The sequence below is a fragment of the Spirochaetae bacterium HGW-Spirochaetae-1 genome (assembly GCA_002839375.1).
Classification (GTDB): domain Bacteria; phylum Spirochaetota; class UBA4802; order UBA4802; family UBA5550; genus PGXY01.
The window spans coordinates 223,604-250,300 of record PGXY01000004.1 but is presented as its reverse complement, the minus strand read 5'-3'; the positions used below and the strand labels follow the sequence as shown (position 1 = coordinate 250,300).

General features: G+C 43.3%; 23 protein-coding genes. 18 read left to right on the top strand and 5 right to left on the bottom strand.

Translation table 11 applies throughout. The annotated features are described in order from the left end of the window. The first annotated feature begins 103 nt into the window (after positions 1 to 103). Positions 104 to 1,243, top strand: coding sequence for a DNA polymerase III subunit beta (gene dnaN, locus CVV44_08945; GenBank protein PKL38985.1), 1,140 nt, complete (start codon positions 104 to 106; stop codon positions 1,241 to 1,243). Between the two features lie 111 nt (positions 1,244 to 1,354). Beyond that, positions 1,355 to 2,479: a hypothetical protein gene (locus CVV44_08940; GenBank protein PKL38984.1), complete on the top strand. Its 1,125-nt coding sequence runs from the start codon at positions 1,355 to 1,357 to the stop codon at positions 2,477 to 2,479. Between the two features lie 61 nt (positions 2,480 to 2,540). On the opposite strand, the gene CVV44_08935 is transcribed toward CVV44_08940, so the two are convergent. After that, positions 2,541 to 3,203, bottom strand: coding sequence for a hypothetical protein (locus tag CVV44_08935; protein PKL38983.1), 663 nt, complete (start codon positions 3,201 to 3,203; stop codon positions 2,541 to 2,543). Between the two features lie 270 nt (positions 3,204 to 3,473). Here CVV44_08935 and CVV44_08930 point away from each other — a divergent pair, with 270 nt between their 5' ends. The 5 genes from CVV44_08930 to CVV44_08910 all read left to right on the top strand — a co-directional run bounded on the left by CVV44_08930 (position 3,474) and on the right by CVV44_08910 (position 8,861). Next, positions 3,474 to 3,818: a hypothetical protein gene (locus CVV44_08930; GenBank protein PKL38982.1), complete on the top strand. Its 345-nt coding sequence runs from the start codon at positions 3,474 to 3,476 to the stop codon at positions 3,816 to 3,818. A gap of 11 nt (positions 3,819 to 3,829) precedes the next feature. After that, the gene (locus tag CVV44_08925; protein ID PKL38981.1) at positions 3,830 to 4,072 is read left to right on the top strand and encodes a hypothetical protein; all 243 of its coding nucleotides are present in this window, start codon (positions 3,830 to 3,832) and stop codon (positions 4,070 to 4,072) included. Beyond that, positions 4,065 to 5,981, top strand: coding sequence for a DNA topoisomerase (ATP-hydrolyzing) subunit B (gene gyrB / locus CVV44_08920; protein ID PKL38980.1), 1,917 nt, complete (start codon positions 4,065 to 4,067; stop codon positions 5,979 to 5,981). The genes CVV44_08925 and gyrB overlap by 8 nt, the downstream gene beginning before the upstream one ends. 283 nt (positions 5,982 to 6,264) lie before the next feature. Then, positions 6,265 to 8,652: a DNA gyrase subunit A gene (locus CVV44_08915; GenBank protein ID PKL39251.1), complete on the top strand. Its 2,388-nt coding sequence runs from the start codon at positions 6,265 to 6,267 to the stop codon at positions 8,650 to 8,652. A 20-nt stretch (positions 8,653 to 8,672) separates the two neighbouring features. Further along, complete coding sequence (locus CVV44_08910; protein PKL38979.1) at positions 8,673 to 8,861, top strand: hypothetical protein; 189 nt, start codon at positions 8,673 to 8,675, stop codon at positions 8,859 to 8,861. A gap of 107 nt (positions 8,862 to 8,968) precedes the next feature. On the opposite strand, the gene CVV44_08905 is transcribed toward CVV44_08910, so the two are convergent. Continuing rightward, entirely contained in the window at positions 8,969 to 9,622 is a 654-nt protein-coding gene (locus CVV44_08905; GenBank protein ID PKL38978.1) for an HAD family hydrolase, read from the bottom strand. Positions 9,623 to 9,964: 342 nt separating this feature from the next. Between CVV44_08905 and CVV44_08900 the strand changes: the two genes are divergently transcribed. The 4 genes from CVV44_08900 (at position 9,965) to CVV44_08885 (ending at position 14,729) form a co-directional block, all read left to right on the top strand. Further along, the gene (locus CVV44_08900; protein PKL38977.1) at positions 9,965 to 11,317 is read left to right on the top strand and encodes an ammonium transporter; all 1,353 of its coding nucleotides are present in this window, start codon (positions 9,965 to 9,967) and stop codon (positions 11,315 to 11,317) included. 12 nt (positions 11,318 to 11,329) lie between these two features. Further along, complete coding sequence (locus tag CVV44_08895) at positions 11,330 to 11,671, top strand: transcriptional regulator (protein ID PKL38976.1); 342 nt, start codon at positions 11,330 to 11,332, stop codon at positions 11,669 to 11,671. 91 nt (positions 11,672 to 11,762) lie between these two features. Then, complete coding sequence (locus CVV44_08890) at positions 11,763 to 12,554, top strand: hypothetical protein (GenBank protein ID PKL38975.1); 792 nt, start codon at positions 11,763 to 11,765, stop codon at positions 12,552 to 12,554. 597 nt (positions 12,555 to 13,151) lie between these two features. Next, on the top strand, positions 13,152 to 14,729 hold the full coding sequence (locus CVV44_08885; protein PKL38974.1) for a sigma-54-dependent Fis family transcriptional regulator: 1,578 nt from the start codon (positions 13,152 to 13,154) through the stop codon (positions 14,727 to 14,729). 76 nt (positions 14,730 to 14,805) lie between these two features. Here CVV44_08885 and CVV44_08880 read toward each other — a convergent pair whose 3' ends face one another. Continuing rightward, the gene (locus CVV44_08880) at positions 14,806 to 16,440 is read right to left on the bottom strand and encodes a hypothetical protein (GenBank protein PKL38973.1); all 1,635 of its coding nucleotides are present in this window, start codon (positions 16,438 to 16,440) and stop codon (positions 14,806 to 14,808) included. Positions 16,441 to 16,657: 217 nt separating this feature from the next. Here CVV44_08880 and CVV44_08875 point away from each other — a divergent pair, with 217 nt between their 5' ends. After that, on the top strand, positions 16,658 to 17,725 hold the full coding sequence (locus CVV44_08875; GenBank protein PKL38972.1) for a hypothetical protein: 1,068 nt from the start codon (positions 16,658 to 16,660) through the stop codon (positions 17,723 to 17,725). A gap of 3 nt (positions 17,726 to 17,728) precedes the next feature. Here CVV44_08875 and CVV44_08870 read toward each other — a convergent pair whose 3' ends face one another. Continuing rightward, on the bottom strand, positions 17,729 to 19,708 hold the full coding sequence (locus tag CVV44_08870; GenBank protein ID PKL38971.1) for a hypothetical protein: 1,980 nt from the start codon (positions 19,706 to 19,708) through the stop codon (positions 17,729 to 17,731). A gap of 179 nt (positions 19,709 to 19,887) precedes the next feature. Here CVV44_08870 and CVV44_08865 point away from each other — a divergent pair, with 179 nt between their 5' ends. Next, entirely contained in the window at positions 19,888 to 21,036 is a 1,149-nt protein-coding gene (locus tag CVV44_08865; protein PKL38970.1) for a hypothetical protein, read from the top strand. A gap of 96 nt (positions 21,037 to 21,132) precedes the next feature. Here CVV44_08865 and CVV44_08860 read toward each other — a convergent pair whose 3' ends face one another. Then, positions 21,133 to 21,828, bottom strand: a complete 696-nt coding sequence (locus CVV44_08860) for an AAA family ATPase (GenBank protein PKL38969.1) — start codon at positions 21,826 to 21,828, stop codon at positions 21,133 to 21,135. 165 nt (positions 21,829 to 21,993) lie between these two features. On the opposite strand from CVV44_08860, the gene CVV44_08855 reads away from it, so the two are divergent. The 5 genes from CVV44_08855 to CVV44_08835 all read left to right on the top strand — a co-directional run bounded on the left by CVV44_08855 (position 21,994) and on the right by CVV44_08835 (position 26,688). After that, complete coding sequence (locus CVV44_08855) at positions 21,994 to 22,719, top strand: hypothetical protein (protein PKL38968.1); 726 nt, start codon at positions 21,994 to 21,996, stop codon at positions 22,717 to 22,719. A 110-nt stretch (positions 22,720 to 22,829) separates the two neighbouring features. Then, complete coding sequence (locus tag CVV44_08850; GenBank protein PKL38967.1) at positions 22,830 to 23,186, top strand: hypothetical protein; 357 nt, start codon at positions 22,830 to 22,832, stop codon at positions 23,184 to 23,186. A 318-nt stretch (positions 23,187 to 23,504) separates the two neighbouring features. Next, positions 23,505 to 25,400, top strand: coding sequence for a tRNA uridine-5-carboxymethylaminomethyl(34) synthesis enzyme MnmG (locus CVV44_08845; protein ID PKL38966.1), 1,896 nt, complete (start codon positions 23,505 to 23,507; stop codon positions 25,398 to 25,400). After that, the gene (locus tag CVV44_08840; protein PKL38965.1) at positions 25,397 to 26,113 is read left to right on the top strand and encodes a hypothetical protein; all 717 of its coding nucleotides are present in this window, start codon (positions 25,397 to 25,399) and stop codon (positions 26,111 to 26,113) included. The genes CVV44_08845 and CVV44_08840 overlap by 4 nt, the downstream gene beginning before the upstream one ends. Continuing rightward, complete coding sequence (locus CVV44_08835; protein PKL38964.1) at positions 26,104 to 26,688, top strand: hypothetical protein; 585 nt, start codon at positions 26,104 to 26,106, stop codon at positions 26,686 to 26,688. The genes CVV44_08840 and CVV44_08835 overlap by 10 nt, the downstream gene beginning before the upstream one ends. Positions 26,689 to 26,697: the final 9 nt, after the last annotated feature.

The window sequence follows — 26,697 nt, the reverse complement described above, 5'->3', positions numbered from 1 at the left end:
GTACATCAGGCGTAAAAGCGGTTATCAACATATCCTGTGACACTACTACTACAACTATTAATTAATAAACATTATATATTAATACTATTAGAAGAGGACTGAAATGAAAATAAGCGTCGACAAAGACAGTCTGCTCAAATCAATAATCATAGCTGATTCAATTATTTCATCAAAAAATGTTAATACAATTTTATCCAATTGTCTCTTCAACATAAGTGAGGATCAGATTGAAATAGTATCAACCGATAATGAAGTTGCCATACGTACACGAATTGATGCCATAGCAGATTCGCCCATATCCTTTGCTGCAAACGGGAAAAAATTTTCCAGTATTCTCAAGGAGCTTCCCAATGATGAACTTATTCTCGACATAAACGATTCACTCGTTATAGATATACGGACAAAATCAAAAGATGTAAAAGGTCACTATTCTCTCATTGGATTGTCTACAGGAGAATATCCGGAAATCCCCGGCTTCAGCGAAGAGCATTCAATCGAAGTGGAGCAGGCCGTACTCAGGGAAATGATACGTAAGGTTGTTTATGCTGCATCTCATGATACCATAAAACCCGTGTTTAACGGTATATATATAATTTCAGAAACAAAAAACAGCATGACGGCCGTGGCAACGGATTCCAGAAGGCTGGCTATGATAACCAGGAATATGGATACCGAGACCGAGATGAATATCAAGGAAGGTTTTATTATTCCCCTGAAAACGGTAAACGAGATTTACCGTCTGCTGGAATCTACCGGGCGATGCCGTTTCTCATACAATAATAACCAATGCTTTTTCAAGATAGGGAGAACAGAAATAATTTCACGGGTTGTTGACGGACAGTTTCCAAACTATAAGCATGTTATTCCACTGGACAGCAACTTTGAAGCGGTAGCGGAAACAAAAAAGCTTCTTGATTCGGTACGCAGGGCAATGATTTTTACCCGGGAACCGGCCAATAAGATAGTTCTCAATTTTAATAAAGACAAACTGAAAATTGAGGCTAATACGCCGGAATTGGGAGAGGCTGAAGAAGAAATACAGATTGAAACCGATTCAAAAGAATCCATGACACTGGGAGTAAACGCACAGTTTCTCATCGAATGCCTCAAGGAAATTGACAGCTATTCAGTCAAGTGTGCCATCACCGGACAGATGAGTCCCATCACAATAAAACCTGAAGATGATAAAAATTATACATCTGTTATTATGCCCATTCAGATAAAATCATCAGCAGCTGACTAGCAGCGAAATGTTTTATGTATATGAAGTATATATCGGGAGTCTGTTCTTTCCCGATATATATGTAATCACTCCGCTCAAGCCATAAAACTTATTTTAAAGAATGTTTTCCAAATGCACATAGATGAACTCAATCTAAAGAATTTCCGGAATTATTCCAAACTTGCCATCTCCTTTTCACCGGGCGTAAATTTCATAATGGGTGATAATGGTGTCGGGAAAAGTAATATTCTCGAGGCTATATCAATTCTTTCAAATGTGAAATCATTCAGGAATATAACAGATGCAGAAATTATACAGTGGGGTCAGACATCTTATTATGCCACGGCGTTTGTTAATGACGGTGAAATGAAAAAATATGAAGTGGGATGCATCATCGACAACGAGCAGGAAAAAAAAATTCGGAAAAGAGTAAAAATTGACGGCAATGAAGCGGGAAGAGTCTCTGATTATTATGGTAAACTGCTCACTGTTATATTTTCTCCCATGGATATAAACATTATCAACGGAGCCCCTGAAGTGAGGAGAAAATTTTTTGACAGCGTACTTTCCAAGATCGATATTTCATATATGGAAACACTTAATGAATTTAAGAAGGTGCTTGTTTCACGGAACAGGATCCTGAAACTCATACGGGAAAGAAAAATAAACGATACGAGACAGCTTGATCCCTGGGATACCCTTTTTGCAGAAAAAGCATCGGTAATAATTTCAAAACGGAAATCCTATGTGGATCGCTTTGCAGCCGCCTTTCAGACATCCTATGGACATATAGCGGAACATGAAGAGACTCCGGAAATTTTCTATGACCAGAATAGTGAGACTTCTGAAACAGCCCATATCCATCGTATTCTTTTTGAAAAGAGAGTACGCGATATAATGGCTGGTTCAACGGGTATGGGACCCCAGAGGGATGATTTTATATTAAGAAACCGGACAGGTTCACACTTTGTAAATTACGCCTCGCAGGGTCAGAAAAGAACGGCCGCCATTGCAATGAAAATAGCAGAGTGTGAGATCATAGAGGAAAAATCTAAACGAAAATCCGTCATTCTGGTTGATGATATTTTTTCAGAGCTGGATGAAAAAAGAAGAAGAAACATGGTGGAGGTTCTCAGCAGGGGAAACCAGGTTATTTTCACCATGGTTAACAGCAACAGTGTCAATATGTCAGATTTCCCCGGTTCACGGCATTTTATGGTGAATACAGGCGGTACCATGCAAGAGATGAATTTATAAAGCAGAGAGATCATCCTGTTGAAGCGATGATCTCATGGAGATAAAAACTAGTGAGCTGCGCTCAGCTTTTTTTAAATACTTCCTGCCTGTTATCTACTATGTGGATTTTATATTTATCCACAACCTTGTGTCTTTCATTCGGTCCTGCCAGGTCTTCCAGAATGTTAATAGCCTGCCGTTTTGCATGACGGAAAAGATTTATAGATGGTTGATACTGTTTTCCCGTAGAGGCTTTTACGGCATTATGAAACTCATCGTAGGCAATTCTTATACGGGAATTATTTCTATCAAGCCTGTCGTGCTCATCGGGATCACCGCCTATTTCCACTTCCAGTTTCATTTCACTCATTTTAAGAGAGCACTCATCGAGTATTTTCTGCGCATCGACCCTGTACTGTTTGGAGAGGGTGAGGAGCGTTTTATCGATATCTTCTCTGTTCTTTTCCAGCATCTTCCGGGCGCCGACAATATCACCCTTGATGACCAGAAGACGAGCGCTCCAGTAGTCCTTGCGCAGATTATAGGTATCGGTGTATCCGAAATTTTTTGCTATTACTTCAATGAATTCGATTTTTTCCAGGTTACTACGCTGCAGAGTGTGGACAACGGGCTGGGCATGAAATTTATCGATATATGATGGATCATTGTCAGAGTCAGCCGAAAGAACTGGCATACCCAGACTTACGGTTATACATACTGCGAAGAAGGCATTCCAGCGATACATTTTATTCTCCTGATACAGTGCATTAAATTTACTTAAAGCGATAACGCTCTACTTTTATATCGGAATTAATCGTTTTTTACTTAGCATTTATACCATGTTGAAAAGATTAATGAATTGACTCCTCATCGTGAAAATGTTGAATTAATTAGAAAATTGATGCATCATTCACTTGACGTAATAAACGTGACATAATAGAATTGCCTCTTTCAGGGAACTTAAATAGTCGGTTACTCAATAATAAGTTAATGTACAGAAGCTTGTCAGTATAGAATGAAATTCAGGATCGGCAGCAAACGAACCAGGAAAATGGTTGGATTTGAGGGGTTGCTTCCTGATATAATCAGTGAGCTGAATATAGAGGATTCATTCATTGTTGAGTCATTAAAAGTTCAATGGGAATCAATTGTTGGAAATATCCTAGCCACCCACAGCATGCCGGACCGGATTTTCAAAAAAATACTTTTCATAGCAGTTGATCATTCCGTATATGCCAATGAATTGATCATGATGAAAGATGCTATAATGAATAAAATTCGTGAAACCACCGCGGGTGATATTATTTATACCATCAAGGTTGAAATAAAACGCCTGAAGTGGGATAATAAAAGCCGGTAAGAGATATCTGCATGTTTATTCATCTTGGTAATAAGAAGCTCGTATCAGATACAAAGACCATCGGTATATTTAATGTTGATACCCTGAAGCAGTCTGACCTCAATGAATGGATACTCCATGAGATTGATGAGAAGGACAAGTCAGTGGCTATCGATGAGGATAACAATGTTCTCAGCACCAGAGTGAGCCCCTTTACGGTAATCAAGAGAACGGCTATAACAAAAGATTTTGTATGGAGAAAGAAGAATGAGTAAGACTTACGGCGCGGATAATATACAGGTACTGGAGGGATTGGAAGCGGTCCGAAAAAGACCGGCCATGTACATCGGGTCCACTGATGGATACGGGCTTCATCACCTGGTATATGAAATAGTTGATAACTCTATTGATGAAGCTCTTGGCGGCTATTGTGATAATATAGTGGTGACCATACATCCCGATAATTCGGTGGAGGTTATCGACAATGGCAGGGGGATTCCCGTTGATCCCCATCCACAGTACAAGGTATCGGCCCTGGAAATCGTGCTGACTAAACTGCATGCAGGCGGAAAATTTAACAATGATTCATATAAAGTCTCGGGCGGACTTCATGGTGTGGGCGTATCTGTTGTAAATGCCCTGTCAAAGGACATGACCGTGGAGGTCTTCAGGGATGATAAAGTATACCGCCAGAATTATAAAAAGGGAGTTCCCACGGCAGCGGTCAAGGTTGTGGGGGACTCGAAAAAAAAGGGCACCAGGGTGCAATTCTGGCCTGATGATTCAATTTTTGAAGACACCAATTTTAATTTTGATACACTGTCACGCCGTCTGAGGGAACTGGCTTTTCTTAACGCCGGTGTCAGAATTACGCTCCGTGACGATCGTGATGATAAACAGAAAACATCCAAGGGCAAGGAGCATGTATTCCAGTTCAAGGGAGGCATTGTCTCCTTTGTTGAGCATCTTAATGAATCCAAAACAGTGCTTTCCAAAAAACCAATATACTTCAGGGATGTGCGCGATAATGTAGATGTGGAGCTTGCAATCCAGTATATTGACACCTATACTGAGACGGTTTTTACCTATGCCAATAATATCAATACCCGTGAGGGGGGCACGCATTTAGTCGGATTCAAATCGGCTTTGACCAGGGTGCTCAATGATGCACTGAAAAAGGGAAAGTTCGATAAAAATATAGCACAGCTTTCAGGAGACGACGTACGCGAGGGACTGGTTGCCATCATCAGCGTTAAGATACCTAATCCTCAGTTTGAAGGCCAGACAAAGATGAAGCTGGGGAATGGAGAAGTAAAGGGTATTGTCGAGTCCATAGTCAATGAGAACCTCGGACTGTACTTCGAGGAAAATCCCCAGGAAGCAAAGAAAATTATTGATAAATGTATCCAGAGCGCCAGGGCGCGTCTTGCGGCAAAAAAAGCAAGGGACCTGACGAGACGGAAAAGTGCCCTGGAGAATGATACGCTTCCGGGAAAACTGGCTGACTGCTCCGAGAGAGACCCGTCGAAATGCGAACTCTTCATTGTTGAGGGAGATTCCGCCGGCGGTTCAGCAAAACAGGGCAGGGACAGAAATTTTCAGGCCATACTCCCGTTGAAAGGTAAAATTCTCAATGTTGAAAAGTCCCGTCTGGATAAGATCCTTTCCAATGAAGAGATAAAAACCATCATTACTGCCATCGGAACAGGCATCGGCGATGAGGAGTTCAGCATCGATAAGGCCCGATATCATAAAATTATTATCATGACCGATGCTGACGTGGATGGAGCACATATACGGACCCTCTTATTGACTTTCTTTTACCGCTATATGAAGGAAATCATAGACAACGGCTATCTGTACATAGCACAGCCGCCTCTGTATAATCTCAAGGTGGGAAGGGAGTCATTTTACGCCTATTCCGATGAAGAACGCGATTCGGTCACCAAGAAGCATCCCAATGAAAAGATCACCATACAGCGGTATAAAGGTCTCGGCGAAATGAATCCCGAGCAGTTATGGGACACCACCATGGACCCGAATCAGCGCACCATGCTTCTTATCAATGTGGATGATGAAGTGGAAGCGGAAAATGTTTTCTCGGTTCTTATGGGCGATGTGGTGGAACCGAGAAGAAAGTTTATAGAAGAAAATGCGAAGAATGTTCAGAATCTTGACCTGTAATATTACAGGCCGTATTGGATATTGACTTTCAACAAACTATCGATATTATAAGGGAACCTCTATAAATTAGATTTTAGAAGTTCCCTTGTGGGCACAAGCATAGGAAAAATAAGGTTTTTTCATTTTTTAATTAGTGAAAAACCTAATTTTTAGAGGTGCCCATAATTATTACCAGCCGGAGAAAACAGTCGTGACTAAAAAAAATACACCCGATAAGAATAGCCCGAAAATTCGTGAAGGCGAACTCTTCGGAAAAGTAATTGATGTTGAAATAGAAGACCAGATGCGCGGGGCATATCTGGATTATGCCATGAGCGTCATAATTGGAAGGGCCCTTCCAGATATCAGGGATGGATTAAAACCTGTTCACCGGAGAATTCTCCATGCCATGAACGAACGTGCATGGAGGAGCGACAGGCCCTATGTAAAATCGGCGAAGATAGTCGGTGAAGTAATCGGTAACTTCCATCCCCATGGCGATTCAGCCGTATATGAAACCATGGTAAGGATGGCCCAGGAATTTTCCATGCGCATCCCCATTATTGACGGCCAGGGAAACTTTGGTTCCATTGACGGAGACCCGGCCGCTGCCTACCGGTATACCGAGGCGCGCCTTAATAAAATGTCGGAAGAGCTTCTGAAAGATATCGACAAGGAAACGGTGGACTATTCGCCGAACTTTGATGATACACGAAAGGAACCGAAAGTTCTGCCGGCAGCGTTTCCCAACCTGCTGGTGAACGGTTCCGAAGGGATCGCCGTTGGTATGGCCACAAAAATCCCGCCGCATAACCTGGGAGAGGTAATCGACGGGACCATTGCACTCATTGATGATCCGGAACTCAAATCGAAGCAGCTCATGAAGTATATCAAGGGACCCGACTTCCCCACGGGCGCAGCAATAATGGGAACCGAAGGAATAGTACAGGCCTATGCGACCGGAAGGGGAAGTATTAAAATCAGGGGCAATGTGGAGATCGAGGAGTCCAAGAAGGGCAGGGAATGTATCATTATCGACTCCATACCCTACCAGGTCAACAAGGCGACGCTCATCACCAGGATCGCCGAACTGGTGAATACGAAGGTAATCGACGGTATCAATGAGATCCGCGATGAATCGGATCGGCGGGGAATGCGTATTTTTATCGGCCTCAAGAAAGACGCCAATACGAGTGTTATTGTCAATCAGCTGTACAAGCATACTACGCTCCAGAGTTCATTCGGCATCATAATGCTGGCCATTGTCGATGGCGTACCAAAGGTACTTGATCTGAAGTCCATGCTGAGCTATTACATTATGCACCGCAAGAATGTGGTTACGCGCAGGACGCAATATGAATTGAGGAAAGCCGAAGAACGGGCTCACATATTGGAAGGACTCAAGATAGCCCTTGATAATATAGATGAAGTAATAGCAATTATACGGGGCTCGAAGGATGCAGATGAGGCCGGTAAAAAGCTGATCAAACGTTTCAAATTTTCTGAAATTCAGGCAAAGGCCATACTGGAAATGAGGCTCCAGCGACTGACCAGCCTGGAGGTGCGGAAGATCGTTGAGGAATTAAAGGCCCTTCTCAAGCTGATTGAAGAGCTCAAGGCCATTCTCAAAAGCGAAAAGAAAATTCTTGGAATTATCAAGACGGAGCTTGAAGAGCTGAAAAACAAATATGCCGATAAACGGCGGACAGAGATTATCGTGGGCGGAGAAACATCAACTGATTTCGACGTGGAAGATCTTATTGCCGACGAGGACATGGTTATTTCAATTACCAATGATGGTTTCATACGAAGACTTTCCATTGATACATTCAAGAAGCAACGTCGCGGCGGCAAAGGAGTCATAGGCATTTCGTCGAAGCGGGAAGACTTCATAAAAATGATGACAATATCTTCAACACATGATGTTATTCTGTTGTTTTCCAATAAAGGCAAAATATTTGCCCTCAAAACATACGAAATTCCCGTTGCATCAAAGTCCAGCAGGGGAAAATCGCTAAAAGGAATAATAAACCTTGCAGCCGAAGAAAACATTACAGCCATATCATCGGTTCCCAGTTTTGAAGAGGATGCCTATCTCTGCATGGTAACACAGAAGGGTATCATGAAAAAAACGGGAATTAGTGAGTTTGCCAATGCAAGGAAAGGCGGGATTATAGCCATAAATCTTAAAAAAGACGATGAACTGGTGAATGTAAAAATTGTAGCCAAGGGCGATGATGTGGTAATTGCCTCGCGAGACGGACTTCTGTTGCGCACAAATGTTCTCAAGATGAGATCCATGGGAAGATCCGCGGCTGGCATCATCGGTATGCGCCTTGATGGCTCGGATAAAATAATCGGTATTGATGTGGTAAAGAAAAATTCCACCCTCTTTGTCCTTACCGAGAAGGGATATGGAAAATGTGTAAACTATAATAACTTTGTAGCCAAGGGCCGCGGCGGCAAGGGAATGATATTTGTAAAAGTGGGAGACAAACATGGTTTTGCAGCTGGCATAAAGACCGTATTTCCCGAAGATGAAATTATAATAATCGCTAAAACGGGGATGACCATCCGTCTTTTAGCAAAGGATATTTCCACGCAGGGAAGATCGGCTACGGGTGTGAGACTTCTGAATATAGAAGGCAGTGATGAGATATCAGATTTCGCTGTCATAAGCGAAGAAAAATAATTGTATAAGGAAGGATAAAAATGGAAAAACTACTGTTAGCATTGGCTTTTATTTCAGTTGCCTGTTGTTATTATTTTTTCTTTTTTAATATCAATCTGTTGTACGGGGCCATTGCTTTTATTGCCGGAATGTTTTTAAACGTAGCCTATGCAGTCCGTTCATCTGTCAATACCCTGGACGGGTATGACATTAAAGAAGATAAAAAGTAGTTATTCCGGATATATTATTTATTTTAATAGTCGGTAGGCGTCCTGCACATTGCTTAAGCCTGAGGGAGATTCCCGACCTTTAAGTTCACACAGATTCGAACAAAGATTCAGGGGAAAAAACTCATTATTTCCCCTGGATGAGTAACAATACTTCCTGCACCGCCATCCCTGAGTTCCTGCTCCGTGCGGAATCCCCAGAGAACTCCCACCGGCAGCATTCCTGCATTTGTGCCGGTACGCATATCAATATTGGAATCCCCGATGAAAAGGCAGCATGCAGGTTCAATTTCGCATTGTTTCGCCAGCATGAGAGCCCCTGCAGGGTCAGGTTTTCTCGGAGTATCGTTTCTGGAACCCATGACCGCGGAAAAAAAATTATCGGGAAAGAGCTCAGAAACCATATATCGGGTGAATTCATCGGACTTGTTCGATAGGACAGCCATTTTTATTCCCTTCATGGATAATGTCTCGAGCATGGTTACTATTCCCGGATAGGGCCTGGTTTTAAAAAGACATCTTTTCCGGTATTCAACCCCGTAAGCCCGATGCATCTCTGATACAAATTTGTCACTTCTATAATCTTCCGGCAATGATCGTATGATGAGATTTTGAAGCCCATCGCCGATAAAATAGCGATATTGATCCTCTTCATGCACCGGCAGATTGTTTATCGCCAGTATGTGGTTCATGGTATCGGCAATATCACCCAATGAATTGATGAGAGTTCCGTCCAGATCAAAGATAACAGCACATGGTTTCATAATTTGTCCTGATGAGGGATAGATTTAAAAATACCAGTTTAATATAAAATACAATATTGTAATAAAATGATAGAAAAGAACAAAATAGTATCAAAAAATAGAAAGAGTAATAAGACCGTATTATATATAACAAAATAAAACAAGATTTCTGGCTTATATTTCAACCGGAATTACCGTACGACAGAATCAATTTCTCTTTTATCCCCATTAAAAACAATAATTATTTCCTCTTTCATTTTTTATCCCGCCAATTTTCGATATTACTTCTCTACTAAAGTATTTTGGCACGCTTCTTGCCTTATATATCAGTATAATCGTGAAATTTTAAAAAAGGAGGATTATATGAAAATGACACGACGTATACTGTTTGCAGCTGGTATGCTGATGGTTTTATCTCTGTCTCTGTTTGCACAGAGTGCTGAACCGGCTGCAGCTGCGGAAGAGGCAATCAAGCCCATCAATGTCGTTTGGACTCTGGTTGCGGCATTTCTGGTTTTTTTCATGCAGGCCGGATTTGCCATGGTTGAGGTGGGATTTACCCGGGCCAAGAATGCCGGTAATATCATCATGAAAAATCTCATGGATTTCGCCGTTGGATCGATTGCTTTTTTCGTTATCGGTTTTGGACTCATGTACGGTGAATCCATTGCCGGCTTTATTGGTAGCAGCAAATTCATGCTTTCATCAGCCTCACCTGAAACATCCAGCGGATTGTGGGAATATGCTTACTGGCTGTTCCAGGCCGTATTTGCTGCAACGGCAGCAACGATTGTTTCGGGCAGCATGGCGGAACGGACAAAGTTTGTCGCCTATCTGCTTTACAGTCTCATTATCAGTGCCGTGATTTATCCCATTTCCGGTCACTGGATATGGGGCGGTGGATGGCTGGCTAAAATGGGATTTATCGACTTTGCCGGCTCAACGGTTGTTCACTCCGTAGGTGGATGGGCCGCTCTCATGGGAGCCATACTCCTCGGTGCCCGTATAGGAAAATACTCGCCTTCAGGAGCACCTAAGGCCATTCCAGGGCATAACATTCCCCTGGCATCTCTTGGTGTTTTTATTCTATGGTTCGGCTGGTTCGGTTTCAACCCGGGAAGCACTGTGGCGGGTGACAACCTGTCTATCGGCTTCATAGCCGTTAATACTAATCTGGCAGCGGCAGCAGGCGCCATTGTAGCCATGATGACTATCTGGATTAAGAACGGCAAGCCCGATGTCAGTATGAGCCTGAATGGCGCACTGGCAGGCCTGGTGGCAATCACAGCCGGTTGTGCGGCAGTTTCTCCCACGAGTTCTATTATCATAGGCGCAATTGCCGGTTTTGTCGTTGTTGTTGTCGTTGAGTTCATAGATTTCAAACTGAAGATTGACGACCCTGTCGGTGCTATTTCAGTTCACGGTGTTTCAGGCGCGCTGGGAACCCTTCTGGTGGGTGTCTTTGCCGAGGCAAAATTCGCCGGAGCGGGGATTAATGGTCTTCTCTATGGCGGCGGTTTCAAGCTGCTGGGCATCCAGGCTGTGGGCGTATTTTCTGTCATGGCATGGGTTGTGGTGACCATGGGGATCATATTCTTTATTATTAAGAAAACCATAGGTCTCAGGGTTTCCAGGGAAGAAGAACTGCGTGGGCTTGATATCGACGAACACGGTATGGAAGCTTATCCGTCATTCCAGATATTCAGTACTCAGTAAGGAGGCAGCACTATGAAACTTATAATAGCATATATTCAACCCGATAAGCTGACCGACGTCAAGGATGCCCTGGCTAAAGCTGACGTAAGAAAAATGTCCGTTACCAACTCACTGGGATGCGGACAGCAGGGAGGGTATACAGAAACATATCGCGGTGTAGATATCGATGTCAATCTTCTTAAGAAAGTGCGAATTGAAATCGCCGTGAATGAGGATTTTGTCAAAAAAACCGTCGATGCCATCATTGAAGGTGCCAGGACCGGCAATATCGGCGATGGTAAAATATTTGTCGTGGACCTTCCCCAGTGCATACGGATACGCACCGGAGAAGAGGGTTCAGCGGCTATAGGATAATTACTAACTGTTATGCGAGGACAACTGCGTAGACTATTTATGCGCCGTTGTCCTCAGCAGTATGCTACAAATAATAAAAAGGAGTAAAAGGATGAAAAAATCAATAAACAGTTTAATACTCATAATGTGTGCAGCAGTTCTTATCGCAGCATCAGAAGTTCGGGCCCAGGATGCTGCAGAGGATAGTGCTGGTCTCGGGATCAGCGCAGGTGTTGAATACATGAGTGATTATCTCTGGAGAGGGGGATACTGGTACGGAGGCGACGGCGCTTTTTTCCCGTCTCTTTCTTATAATGTTCTCGATACGGGTCTATCCCTGGGTGTCAGTGCAGAACTGTCCGATGCATGGATGTTTGACGGTAGGGATTTCTATAATGGCACAAATGTCAGGGACTTACACGCCACGGATTTCGGTGCCGATTATTCTTACACATTCGGCGATGCTGTAACAGTGGGAGCAGGGCTCTGGTATTATCTCCTGTGGAACAATGATTATTCATTTCTTTCAGGATATGTGTCAGCCACTATTGATATGCTGCCCCTGAGTCCTACGGTGACATATACCCATGATTACTATACCGAATCAGGCGATGCCAGTGATTTTTATATTCAACTGGGAGTGAGCCACGGTTTTGAACTGATGAAGGATGCTTCACTGGACTTGGGCGCTGTGGCCGGGTATTATTATGCTGACAGCACCAATCAGAAAGGTATTAGCGACATCGATTTTTCCACAGCTTTAACCGTGACAAAAGGCATTATATCATATAGTGCGGGATTCCACTATGTAATAGTTCCCTCCAAGGATTTCTACTACGGGACAGACGGTGCCAAGGACATCAACCGATTTTATGCCACCTTTGGTGTTTCCTGCGGTATTTAAATCACATCGATTAACGTTTATATGGAGCGGGGGTTATGATCCCCGCTCCATCCATTCATTTTCCTTATATCCCTGGCAGAAGAATTCCATGCAGCCATTGGGTCGTCCGGCATATATTGTACACTTACCGTCACTTCCCAGATTTGGACAGGCATTAAATGTTCTGCCATCAACCATGGTAAGTACTTTTACTGCACCGGTCATGGGCTGCCTGCCGCAGCACTGATACAATTTTTCTTCTATGACACAAGTATCACAAAGTGACATGTAAACACCAATTATTATCCAAATTTGAGAGCATATGTCTGCATATAGTATTCTGAATCAATTCCGTCAAGTTTCATTCCGGGGAGATGAAGGCAGGATATATACTTTATGCAGAAAATTTATGAAAAGATACAATGAATCGTATCTGGCGAAAATTCGTTACAAATATGTTACATTCGCATTACATATATGTTAAATAGTCCTTTATTAACGGCAGAGAATAAATTAATCCTTTATGATGAATTGCAGATTCCTTATATTGATAAGTAAGTTGTTTTTGAAGATTTTCCCGATAGAAAACCATTATCTCTTTTTAATGAGAGGATGTACATGGCCGTTTCCGTAAACGCACAAAATGATGATGAGAAGAAAGGAATTGAATATGAGATACGCGAGGTCCAATTCCTTTATGAGATTGGCAGGATTTTTTCCTCAACCACGGACCTGCAGAAGATGCTTGAAAACGTCATGGAATTTTTGGCCCATCATCTTGATATAGTTCGCGGATCTATAAATATTTATGATGAAGAGACAGAGGATATCCGTATTGATATATCCTATGGCTATTCATCGGATGAAATCGCGCGGGGCAGGTATAAGCCGGGAGAAGGAATAATCGGTACGGTTTTTAAAACCGGAAAACCCCTGGTAGTCCCTTCCATCGATGATGAGCCGCTCTTTCTGAATAAAACCGGGGCACGCAAAAGGGGTATGGAGCACAGTTGTGTGTTTGTCTGTGTCCCCATTGCCATCAATGAATCTGTTATAGGAACCATATCAATTGATAAATCACGGGAGCATACAGAGTCCCTCTCCGATGAGCTCCATGTTCTTACCACAATTGCAATTATGATATCCCATGCCGTTAATGACCGTCGCTATACGTTGAACCGGGAAGCGGAACTTAAAGAAGAAAACAGGGTTTTAAAGAAAACGTTGTCAGAAAGAAGAACGCTGGAAAACATGGTGGGCTCTTCACACCTGATGCAGGATCTTTTTGAAAAAATATTGATGGTAGCGCCGACTAATTCTACGGTGCTTATAACCGGAGAGAGCGGAACGGGCAAGGAACTTATTGCCGATGCCCTCTATGCCAATAGTACAAAAAAGAACGGTCCTTATATCAAGGTCAATGTAGCGGCTCTTCCCGACAGTCTCATTGAAAGTGAATTATTTGGTCATGAGAAAGGCGCCTTTACCGGTGCCGTTTCCCAGAAGAAGGGACGCTTTGAACTCGCCAATGGCGGCACCATATTTCTCGATGAACTGGGGGATCTGAACCTGCAATCCCAGGTAAAACTCCTCAGGGTACTGCAGGAGCGAACCATTGAGAGACTTGGCGGTACACACAGTATTTCCCTGGATGTACGGATCATCGCCGCGACGCACCACAATCTCGAGGAAAAAGTGGAGCGTGGTGAATTCAGGCAGGATCTTTTTTATCGGTTGAATGTCTTCCCCATATATTCGCCGCCCCTGCGGGAACGTAAGGCCGATATAATGATGCTGGCCGATTATTTTTTAATGAAATTCAGCACTGAATATAACAAAAACATTAATAGGATCAGCACTGAGGCCATTGATATGCTGGTTAGTTATCACTGGCCGGGAAATGTACGGGAGCTTGAAAACTGTATCCAGCGGGCAGCCATTATCAGCAGCGAAGATGTTATCCGAAGCTGCCATCTCCCTCCGTCATTGCAGATGGCAAGGCCTACCGATAACGGTAATGAAACACTCGAGGATAAGGTTGACCAGTATGTTAAGGAATTAATTATAGACAACCTGAAAATGACCCATGGCAACATTACTAAAGCGGCAGAAAGGCTCGGTACGACAAAAAGAATTTTAAATTATAAGATTAAAAAACTGAATATTGATTTCATGCATTTTAGAAATCACCATTGAGATATTCGGGTTCAAAAAAATAGAAAAGACAGGTCTAAAAAACCTGTCTTTTCTATTTTACATAACATGGCAGAATTTACTGGGATAGTTCATCAACACTTGTCTGGTATGATGAATTTCCCGGTGCACGCTTTAATGCTTCGCGGTACCACCTCAGTGCTTCGCTGTTGTTATTGAGTTTATAGCGGTACACCCAGCCTAACTCGCCGGCAGGCCAGTCATAATCGAGGTGAGAGTTGGAACACTCTGTAAGATATTTAATGGCCGTATCATACTCTCCGATCTGCACATAACAATAGCCGATATTGGCCAGGCTGTATTTATATTTCGGGTCATATTTCAATGAAATTTTATAATTCTTGATGGAAGTTTTATAATCCTCCTTGAGAAGATATATGTAAGCCACTTCTCCCCATCCAAAGGCATAATCCGGTTTAACCTTAACGGAACGCTGAAAGTATTTCAGTGCTTCATCGTATTGTTTAAGACGGCGATATCCGATTCCCACGTTGACAAGGCCCAGGGGATAATTGGGATGCTTCTCAACAACCGTCTTATACATGTCCAGGGCTTCCTGGTACTTGCCCTCGTTGTCATAAACGACACCGATATTCATATAGGCTGTTTTGTAGTCGGGGTCCACATCAATGGCTTTCCTGAAGGCCGCCTTTGCCGCCTCATACTTTTTCTGGTCGGTATATATGATTCCCAGATTGTTATGGGCGTCGGCGATGAAGTTGTTTTTGCCGATGGCCTGCTTCAGGTACATTTCTTCCTTGGCGTCATCGTAGCCGTAGATACGGCTCATGAGAAAATACGCCTCCCCATTGTTGGGATTTATCTCCAGCACCTTTTTAGTGATTTCTTCGCATTTGGTCCATTTATCAGGAACCTTGCTATCATCGACGTTCTGATAGTACTTGGCCATGGAAAGGTGCGCTTCATCAAGGTTAGGGCTTATTTTGATGGCGGTTTTACTGTAATCAAAGGATTTTTCCAGCAGGGAGGGGTTGGTAATATTGGCGTAATTTTTCTGCTTCCAGTAAAGGTTGGCGTAGGCCTTTCCCAGACCGGCATAGGCAGTACTGTATTTTTTATCTATGGCCACGGCCTTTTTAAACATTTCAATGGCACTTTCATAATTGCTCTGATAATAGAATTTCTGCCCCTTGGCAAAGAATTCGTAGGCGGAAAGGTTCTGAGTATATCGCTCCGTCATCCTGTCTTTTGTCTCATTGCTGATGGCAATGTTCTGTTCTTCCACGATATTCAGGGCTATCTGGTCCTGCAGGGCGAAGATATCATCCATGGTGCCCGTGGCCTGGACCTGCTTGATAATTTTATGGCTTTCCACTTCCACAAGTTTTGCGAAGATACGCACATTCTTGCCGTATACCTGGAAATTTCCCACGACCAGAATATCGGCGTTCAGGGCCTTTCCCGCCTGTTTTGCCGTCTTTTCATCAATGAATCCCGATTGGCCGAGATTTATTTCGTTTAACACCTTATCGACGTTTGTCCTGTCAATGACGATGTAATTCTGCACATTTCTCAGCTTAAAAGAAACAGAGTCGGCAATACCCACTTCCAGCCAGTTGAGCTGACTGTTTTTGCTGAGATTGTTGAAGGCTGTTACGCCTATGACTGTTTCCGCAAACAATGCCGGGGATAACAACATGATTACAAGGGCAACAAAAAATTTTCTGATCATAATCTCATTCCTCTGTATATATCATATTAAATTGTGGATATTAAACCGATCAAATACCGGTTCTCACTACGATGTATCGCACCTGTGCTATGAGTATCTATACTAATTATTATTCCCCTGAGCTGAAAAAAGTCAAGAAAAATGCATGGTAATTGGTATTGACAGGGAATCATTAATTTGGGATGAAATATGCTGTTAAGAATGCAGCAGGAGTAGTATGAAAAAGAGAGGTACCAGACTTACCGGTGAATTACTGGCAGTTGTGATAATAATGACGCTCTTTGCGGTCGGTCTGTGGTCATTACTCCGTGATGAAGAAAAAACGGTACAATGGTGTTACGTAATAACCTGTGAGGATTTATGCCGGGAGGCCCTTGTACCGGTGACCGCGGTTTATACGAATGTCCAGGGTCCCACTATTCTTTCTGTTGATTTTCATGGTGTTAAAACCGATGGCACATATTGCGGTTTTATAAGCAGTGCAGACAGCACGCAGCGTGTTTCCGGATCAGGAACTTCTTCCTTCAACATTTTCACAGGGACCAGAAAGGATCTTTCCCGTATTATCATTGTTGTCAGTCTTTCCCGTAACGGCCTTTGGAATAATCATACTCACTCGGCCGTGACAAAATCCATACCCCTGAAAGACTGTGGTTATGAAAAGGGGACTGCGGCATCGGTTCACTATGGACTTTTTGATAATGAACCAGCGCAGGAAAAAAATATGAAAATGAATGAAAAGGCTAATTCAATTTTAAAGATCATAAATACTGTATTGATTTTCTTTATTACAGGACTGGCCTGTATAAAAACAGTATACCCTGCTTCGTTAACGGGCCAGGAGCGGCAATTCAATAAGAATTACTGGCGATTCATAGCCGCTTTCATGATACTTGTGGGTTTGCTCACTATTCCTCCTCTGCGATTGATGCTGACCGACGCGGTTCGGGAAGTCAGCCGTGCCAACGACTGGTATTCCGGTCGAAGGTACTTGCAACGTATTATCACGGTTATAATAGTCTCGGCGACAATGGGCGTTGTGGGATTAATTATAAACAGGATAAGGGAAAAACATTATTCCTATCTTATCATTTTTTCAGGAACAACCGGCCTGTTTCTTGTCACCATGCTTCGTTTATTATCCTATCATAATATCGATGCTTTTTTTAACTATCCTGTCATGGGACTGCGGCTCTGGCTGATTATAGACTGTGTGGCCTTTTTTCTCATTATCGCAGGAATAATAATGCAGGGAACGGGGAAAATACATGCACATAATGAATGATAATTATTTTCGATGATCGATCACTCTAAAGGTAAATGGAAGTTCAACATGCTCGTAGCCACAAAGGTTATAAAACAATGATTGTTCTTCCGCATCCTCAAAGGAAATCATTTCCATTGACTCATGGTATAAACCGGCAAGAGCTTCACTGCACCCCGACAGGGCGCCTTTTCTGACAAGTAGAAAGTGTTCCCCGCTAATATTGCCTTCGCCTGCCGGCATTTTCATTACTTTATTGATGTTCTTGATATTCCCGGTTCCCAGGGACAAAACAGGTTCTATCAGCCCATAAGTGGAAAAGGCCCGCTCATACAGATCCGGTCTTTCTAATATCTGGTAGATTCGCCAGGGTTGGCCTTCTTTCCATGCATTGAAGACGTTGTTTCGGCCATGAAATGTATCCTCTTCGAGATTTTTCCATATTTGCAGAACACGCCCTTCATCTAAAATACTATCTGAATATATGATTACATTATAGAGGTTGTGGGGAGGCAGACCTGTCAGAAGCAGGGATAGTCCCCGGTAGAGATGTTCAGGTTTGGTGATGTAAATATGAAAAGAAAAAACACTGGTTTCAATTTCAGACACATATAGATCGCTATTCCAGTGAGAGGATATATCACCGTTAAACCGCACACCCTTGATGAGTAATCCATCATTATGAGATGTAAAGTCCGGTATGCCTGTAATAGTTGGGCTGAACCCGGTTTTGGATTCGGCATATGATGAGATGGCAGTGATATCATCATAGGACATTCCCCATCCGTCCAGATAAAAATAGGGGGGGCGCATCTGAAAGTGAACAGACTCCTCAATGGCCTGTTCCCTTATCACTGTTCCCGGCAGAATCATGAGAGGATAGAGCTCGATGTTCTCTTCAAATCCTCTGTCAATTAATGTATCGATGGTCCTGACAAAGCTGTCAGGGGTTTCTCCCGGCAGTCCCGGGATAATGCCTATTTTCAGATCGATGCCGGCGTCCTTCATGGCTCTCATGCCTTCCAGTTCCCTGCTGGTATCACTGCCGCGACGTACACGCTTCAGGACATCGCTGTTCAGGGTCTGCAGGCCCACCTCCATGCTTCTGAAACCGGCACTGTACAGGAGGTTTGCCGTTTGTCTGTCGATACTACCGGCTCTCATCTCAGAATGCAGGGAAATACCATGGTTTATCATCTTCATGGTTTCCAGTCTCCGGTGGAAGTCTTTTGAGCGGTCGAAGGTGGGGGAGAGGATGTATATTTCCGATAGATTCCGTGAGCATTGCAGGGCTTCCGTGAGGAGTTCAAAGGGAAGTTCACGGACTCCGGGACAGTTCCTTGAATAATAGCAGTATGAGCACCGGTATGGACACCCCCTGGTCAATTCAAGAAAAATCGATCGGTCCGTCATGGTGTTGAGCATATTTGCCGTAAAGGGTTCCACGATATCGTCAATGGCCACCAGACTGTCAGGGGGCTGAGATATCAGTCTGTTCCCGTTGATTGTTTCAGAGAATCCATCCAGGGTGTCATTCTGAAGAAAATGATTGAAAAACCATTCGCCTTCGCCTGACAGGAATATATCCACCTGATCATGATGTGTTTGAAAGCAGAAGGAACCCCGGGAGATTTCAGAACCGCCGAAGATGATAATGGTTTCGGGAAGGTCGATTTTAATCATGTGCGCAATATGCAGGTTGCGCTCCAGGTTCCAGAGGTATGAACTGAAGCAGACTATATCTGGCTTAAGATGAGACACATATCGGGCAATGACCTGGTCCGATGCGAAATTACTGAGCAAAAAAGGGAGAGTAGATGTAATGTGTTTTGAAGATTTTTTTCGTATATATCCAGCCAGTGCTGCACCGGCATATTCCACGTTCCCCAGGATATAGCTATGGCCATGATCATTCAGGGGTGGCTGGATGAACAGTATATGGTCTTTTTGTGATAGGTACGATTTCATAACTGGTTGAATTGATGAGACGTTAAAAAAGAGCATAAGCCTGATATGAAAAAATTCATAACAGTATGCATGGTTAATTATTTAATTTAATTCCGTCAACGAGGAAAAACAATTGCATTAAAAGTGAATATGATCTAAAAAGAATACATGATATCAGACTTTGAGTTGTACTTTGCAGGGATGATTTCGATAACAATCAGCATCAGGATCATAACATGCTCAGCAATTACTTGAATACATCATGGAATATTCTGGCCATTGACGATAGTAAGCTGAATCGGGCCATTATAAAAAAGACTCTCGCTCAGATCAATATGAATGTTGATGAGGCCGGAGACGGCATGGAAGGTCTCCAGGCTTTGAAAGAAAAGAAATACGACCTGATTCTAGTCGATATCGTTATGCCAAAACTGGACGGCTTCGGTTTTCTATCGAAGTTTCGTGACGTAACCGGGACTGATTTTATACCCGTCATCCTCATGACCGGTTCTGATGATCTCAATTCAAAAATCAAAGGCCTCCGGATTGGGGCCGATGATTTTCTCCTCAAACCGCTTAATGAGAAGGAACTGGTTGCCCGGGTATTATCACTCCTGAGACTTAAGAGCGCCCACGATGAATTGCTGGAAAAAAACCGGCTGATCCAGAAGGAACTTCTGGCCGCACAGCAGATTCAGAAATTTATTATTCCAAAGGATTTCTCCTATATCGAATATCCTCGCATCAGCGGCAAATACCTCCCCATCGAAGATATTGGCGGTGATTATTTTGACTGCTATAAACTATCAGACACGCAGAGTGGATTCCTCATCGCCGATGTTACGGGCCATGGCATACCGGCAGCATTGGTAATGACCATGTCAAAGATGATTTTCAGTATCTATGCACCGCGTTTTACCAGCACCAGCGAATACATATCATTGATTAATCAGGAGATGATGGGGCTGCTTCTGTCCGATCAGTATATAACTTCTTTTTATGTCATATATGATGATGAAACGGGAAAAATTACCTTTACCAATGCCGGTCATACAAGAACTCTATATTATCGTGCATCTTCCGATAAGATGCTGGCGCTCGATACATTTGGTCTTTTCATAGGCATTTCAGACCTGGTCAAATATGAAGAAAAAAGCCTTTCCGTTTCGCCGGGAGACCGGCTCTTTCTCTATACCGATGGAATAACGGAAATTAAAAACAGCGAAAAAGAAGAGTATGGTGTAAATCGTCTATCCAAATCAATACGCGTCAATAACGAACTGCATGGAGATGAATTTTGCCAGGCTATTCTGGATGATGTGGAATCTTTTACCGCCCTGGATAATCGCGACGACGATGTTGCTTTTCTCTCAGTCGAATTCTAACCGTTCAACCACAGACATTACAAAGCCGATAGTACCAGAGCATCCATGTGATATACATCACATGGATTTATTTGAGCACTGACTGTAAACCGTATCTCACTTCTTAAAGAGGGAACGGTACACAAGGTAGTGTTCGGTCTCCTCGTAGGGGACTTTTCGCAGGGGTACATGGTCGAAGCTGTATATAGAAGCGTTTTCACAGGAAAGCAGAATCGGTGAATGGGTGGCTATGATGAACTGGGCATGACCATCAATAGACATGCGCTGCAGCAGATGAAGTAATTTAAGCTGAGTTGTGGGAGAAAGTGCATTTTCCGGTTCATCAAGCAGATACAGGCCCTTTATGATATACCGGTTTTCAAAATAAGACATGTGGCTCTGGCCGTGGGATTGAGTCATGAACGGTTTGCTGCCGTAATAATTCAGAACTCCAGGGTCTTCATGGGCCCATTCATCAATAAGACTTGAAAAATCATAAAAATATTCAGCCGAGAAAAAAGAACCAGGTACGGCCTGGTCTGACCAATGAACATCGATGCAGCTGTATAACTCCTCCTCTAGAGGATTGAATCTGAATCGAGTACGTTCAGGTCCCTTCCAGATATGGATTCCGCAGCGATGTGCGAGAGCCCTGATCAGAGTGGATTTTCCTGAACCGTTTTCTCCAGCGAAAAAGGTAATAGGCGTTTCCAGAGATATCTCCGGGGTTTTCTGAAAGACATCCAGGCTGAAGGGATATTGATCTTTTACGGGAAAACTATTTGCATTAATCCGGATGCTGGTGAGATGCATGCATAATGTCCTTGTAAGCAAATTGTTAAAAATGAAAAACTACGTATATGACAGGGGATGATAATTGCAATAATAATTCATGTTTTTATAGTTGCTAAAATTCAAGAGTGAAGTAGATATACAGAAAAAGAAGCAATACCTTGAGGAAGGAGAAGCACGATAAACATGAGATTTTATGAGGAGAGATTTGCTCGGGAATATGATCGTCGTCTCAGTCTCGAGCAGTATCCCGGAGACCTTCTCCATGAGGTGTTGCACGAGCTGCGTGGTATTGCATCATTGATTGACTGCGGTGCCGGATCGGGTTTTTTTACCATTCCTCTTGCTGAGAGAGGGATGGAGGTGCAGTCAATAGAACCTTCCCCGGCCATGACTGCCATCCTGCGGGAAAAAATCGAACAGCATAAAATAGAACTGCCGGTAAGAATTTATGAAAATACCTGGGAACAATGGAAGGGAGAAAAGACACAGGCTGTCATATGTATCCACGCCATATACGGCATGGATGATTATGAAGGGGCAGTAGAAAAGATGCTTTGTTCGGCCGATAAAAGAATAATTGTAATCGGAGATAACAATCGTCCGTCGGTCACCATGACCGAGCAATTAAGAAAACTCATTCCCAGCGGTAAAACATCCTCACGCCGGAATATCAATGTCGGTGATATACTGAAACGACTGAACAGAGAATTCCAGGTCCGCAATTTTGAGCAGACAAGAATCTCGCATTTTAAGGACATAAAAAACGAAGCGGAGTATTATTGCTATGTCTTAAATCTGGATGAATCATACTGCGATAGAGTCATTGATATTTTGCGTGAAAAATCGTCAGTTAATACGAAGGGGTATTTCATACCGCTTCACTATTATGATCAAATTTATATATTTTAAAAAAGAATTGACTTTATATTTTCACTGGTATTGGAATTAACAAATTGGATCAGGAAAAGGATAGGGAAGTACACAAGTCAAAATAACCGAACCAGGCTGCAGGAGGAACAATGAAAATTGAAGATGTGATAAACAGGAAGGAGCTTGCAGAACGTCTGGATGGTGATATGGAACTCTACAGGGAATTGGCAGAACTCTTCATCGAAGATTCTCAAAAATTGATGAATAATATAATGGGAGCCATAAAGGAAAAAGACGCAGATAAATTGAGAAAATATGCGCATACCATAAAAGGATCGGTTTCAAATTTTTCAGCCCAGGCCGCCTATGATGCGGCCTTCGAACTGGAGAATATGGGACGGAACAGCGAGATGGATAAAGCCGAACAGGCCTTCGAAGCATTGAAAGACAAAATACAGCAGGCGAGGGAAGCAATGCAACTGCTGATGAAGGAAAAAGAATTATAGATCTGAAAAATATCAGAGAGTATACGGAACGGGCCCTGCGGCCCGTTTTTTTATGCCTGCGAATTACAAGAAATAAATATTATGTCTCAATAGAAAGTCATGTATTAATATGGGATATTGCAAATTTAATAGTTCATACTTATATTAAGTAGTGGTAGTTATTAATAATTTAAATTAATAATTGCCCTATCAATATACATACAATGGTATTGATTAATTTTTTAAGGTTAATCATTTCGTATATTGTTATGGCAGTCATGATAATGAGTAAAAGACTAACTGACATACTGCAAATTCCTGATTGGAACGTGATAAATAATGAAAAGACATTATGATTTGATAATCATCGGTGCAGGCCATGCCGGTGTTGAGGCATCCCTGGCTTCGGCACGCATGGGCATGCATACGCTGCTCCTGACTGGAAATCTCGATACCATAGCACAGATGAGCTGTAATCCCGCAATAGGTGGACTGGCCAAGGGGCACCTGGTGAAGGAAATCGACGCGCTGGGCGGAGAAATGGGCAGGACCATTGACGCTACGGGGATCCATTTTAAAATGCTGAACCGGAGCAAGGGCCCGGCAGTATGGGCTCCCAGGGCCCAGGCAGATAAGAAGGAATATCAACTGAGAATGAAACAGGTTCTGGAGGAACAGGAAAACCTGGAAATCATACAGGATATTGCCGAGCATATTATAATTGAGAATGGCACGGTCAGAGGCATCATCACAAAAAGGGAACAGGAACACCTGGCAAAGGCCGTGATTATCTGTACCGGCACATTTTTAAAGGGTCTCATTCACATAGGGAAATACCAGGAAAAATGTGGAAGGCTCGGTGATTTTTCATCGGAGGTTTTACCTGAATCACTCCGTGAAGCAGGGTTCCCGGTTCTCAGGATGAAAACAGGAACACCTCCCAGGGTAAACGGCGACTCAATAAATTTCGATTTATGTGAGGCTCAATATCCCGATGAGACCCCCATACCGTTTTCATATGCTACGAAGAAGATAGATCGACGTCAAATACCCTGCTGGATTACCTATACATCACAGGAGACTCACGATATGATCCGGGGGAACATTCATATGTCTCCCCTGTATGGCGGTGTTATCAAGGGAGTGGGCGCGCGGTATTGCCCGTCCATAGAGGACAAGGTCGTGAGATTTTCCGATAAACCCAGGCACCAGCTGTTTCTTGAACCGGAAGGTTACAATACAAAGGAATACTATATCAATGGATTTTCCAGCTCCCTTCCCGAGGATGTACAGCTGGAAATGATAAGGACCGTGCCGGGTCTTGAGAATGTCAAAGTCATGCGACCCGCCTATGCAGTAGAGTATGATTATGTCCCACCGACGGAACTGTATTCTACTCTGGAAACAAAGAGAGTTGCGGGACTATACCATGCAGGACAGATAAATGGCACATCGGGATATGAAGAGGCTGCGGCACAGGGTTTGATGGCTGCAATAAATGCCGTGAGAAAGATTCGGGGACTTGAACCCTTTATTATTAAACGATCAGAAGGCTATATCGGAGTTCTCATCGACGACCTGGTTACCAAAGGCACTACTGAACCATACAGGATGTTCACATCGAGGGCAGAACACCGTCTGCTTCTGCGTCAGGATAATGCTGATCGACGATTGATGCAATATGGCTATGATAACGGACTTATAACCCGCGAAGCCTGCGAAAGTATGATGGCAAAATATAATGACATTGAAAAGAACTTGGAAAGGCTGAAAACACTGACCGTTACAATTGATGATAGGGCAAAAAGTATTTTGTCGGGAGTAACCGACAATGAAGGTCTCCGGGGAAAAATGAATGCGGGAAAACTACTCAGGAGACCAGGGATAACCATGAAACAGGTTCTGAACATATTGAACGAAAGCATGAGCGAGGAAATGGCCGCTGTCATTGAGATGGAAATAAAATACGAGGGATACATCATAAGGGACCAGGATAGAATTAGAAAGATGGCAAAGATGGAGGACATGGAGATCCCCGAGGACATGGATTACAGCATTATAGACGGATTAAAAAAAGAAGCGGTGGAAAAACTTGCCAGAATAAAACCTCGAACTATGGGACAGGCCATGAGAATATCAGGAGTTGATCCTTCGCATATCTCGATACTGCTTGTGCATATAGAGGCAATGAAAAGATCGGGCAGGGGAGGTTCCACGTGGAACACGAAAGCATGATGCAGGAAATCATACTGGCGTGGGAACAGTCCAGGGGCATACGGCTTTCTCCTGGTCAGGCAAAGTCCATGATTGATTATGCCGATGAACTTTTTCTCAGGAGCAAACAGTTTAACCTGACCGGGTTCAAGACGAGAAAAGAAATACTGGAAAACCTGGTTTTCGGGAGTATTGATCCGCTTCTGGGGATGAATGTTCCACGTGGAACATTATTTGCTGATATAGGAACGGGTTCCGGGATTCCCGGAATACCGCTGGGTATTTATTATGAAGGACTCCGCGGGATACTTATGGATTCCAACGAGAAAAAAATGGGATTTGTCGGGTCGGTAATTGAAATGCTTCAACTGGAAAATTTATCGGTTATGCCGGGGAGGATAGAGGATCGGGCTCACGAAGGTTCACTGCGGGAGCGGTTTAATCTTGTTCTTTCCCGGGCCCTGGGGAATACGTATCTTGTTGTTGAACTGGCGGCACCGCTTCTGGCGATGGGTGGATACTTGTATGTATACGCCAATGAAACGCAGAGAGATATTCCCGCTTTAGTTGTTCGGCATGCAGGGGAACTGGGTCTGGAAATAGCGGGGGAAGAGGGAAGGATCTCGCTGGGGATTGATACGGCGGGATTTTTATTTATAAAAAAAGGTGATACCGATGCTAAATATCCACGCCGGTTTGCCGTGATTAAGCGGGAGGCACAGAAGTGCATGTGAGGCGAAAAGCAAAATCGTCTTTTCTGGCTATGGCAGTGCCGGTGTTTATTTTCTTCTATGCGGTGTTTGTCAATACTGGAAAAGCGGATTTGTCAGAGTCGGTGCTGGTGCCGGGTATAAGTGCCGGTTCAGTAGTTCTTAACAGTACGGTTGATTCCGTTCTGAAAGCCTTTAGCGGTGAAGCGTATCGGAAAGTGCTCCTCCGGGGACCGCAGGGATTGTTTCGGCAGGTGTTCTCTCTGGACATGCAGTTTGATATACCATTCAATGAGATATATTCTTTTCAGGAGAGATCGCTGGCCGTTTTTTGCATGGACCGCTATATCAGGGCTGTTGTTGTTACCAATGCAAAAAGTGTAACTTCCGACGGCATACATCTCAATAAGGGAATCTCGCTCCTGATTTTTACTTACGGAAACAGTGGACTGGTTGTGAAAAAACGGGATAAACATGTGCTGTACTGTTATCCCGAAAGAGGCATTGCCTTTTTCGACGATGGAGGTAATGATTCAATTGATATGACAGCTGTTTTTAAACTGCAGGCACGGGAAAGGACCCGCGATGATTCGAAGTGAATTTATCGG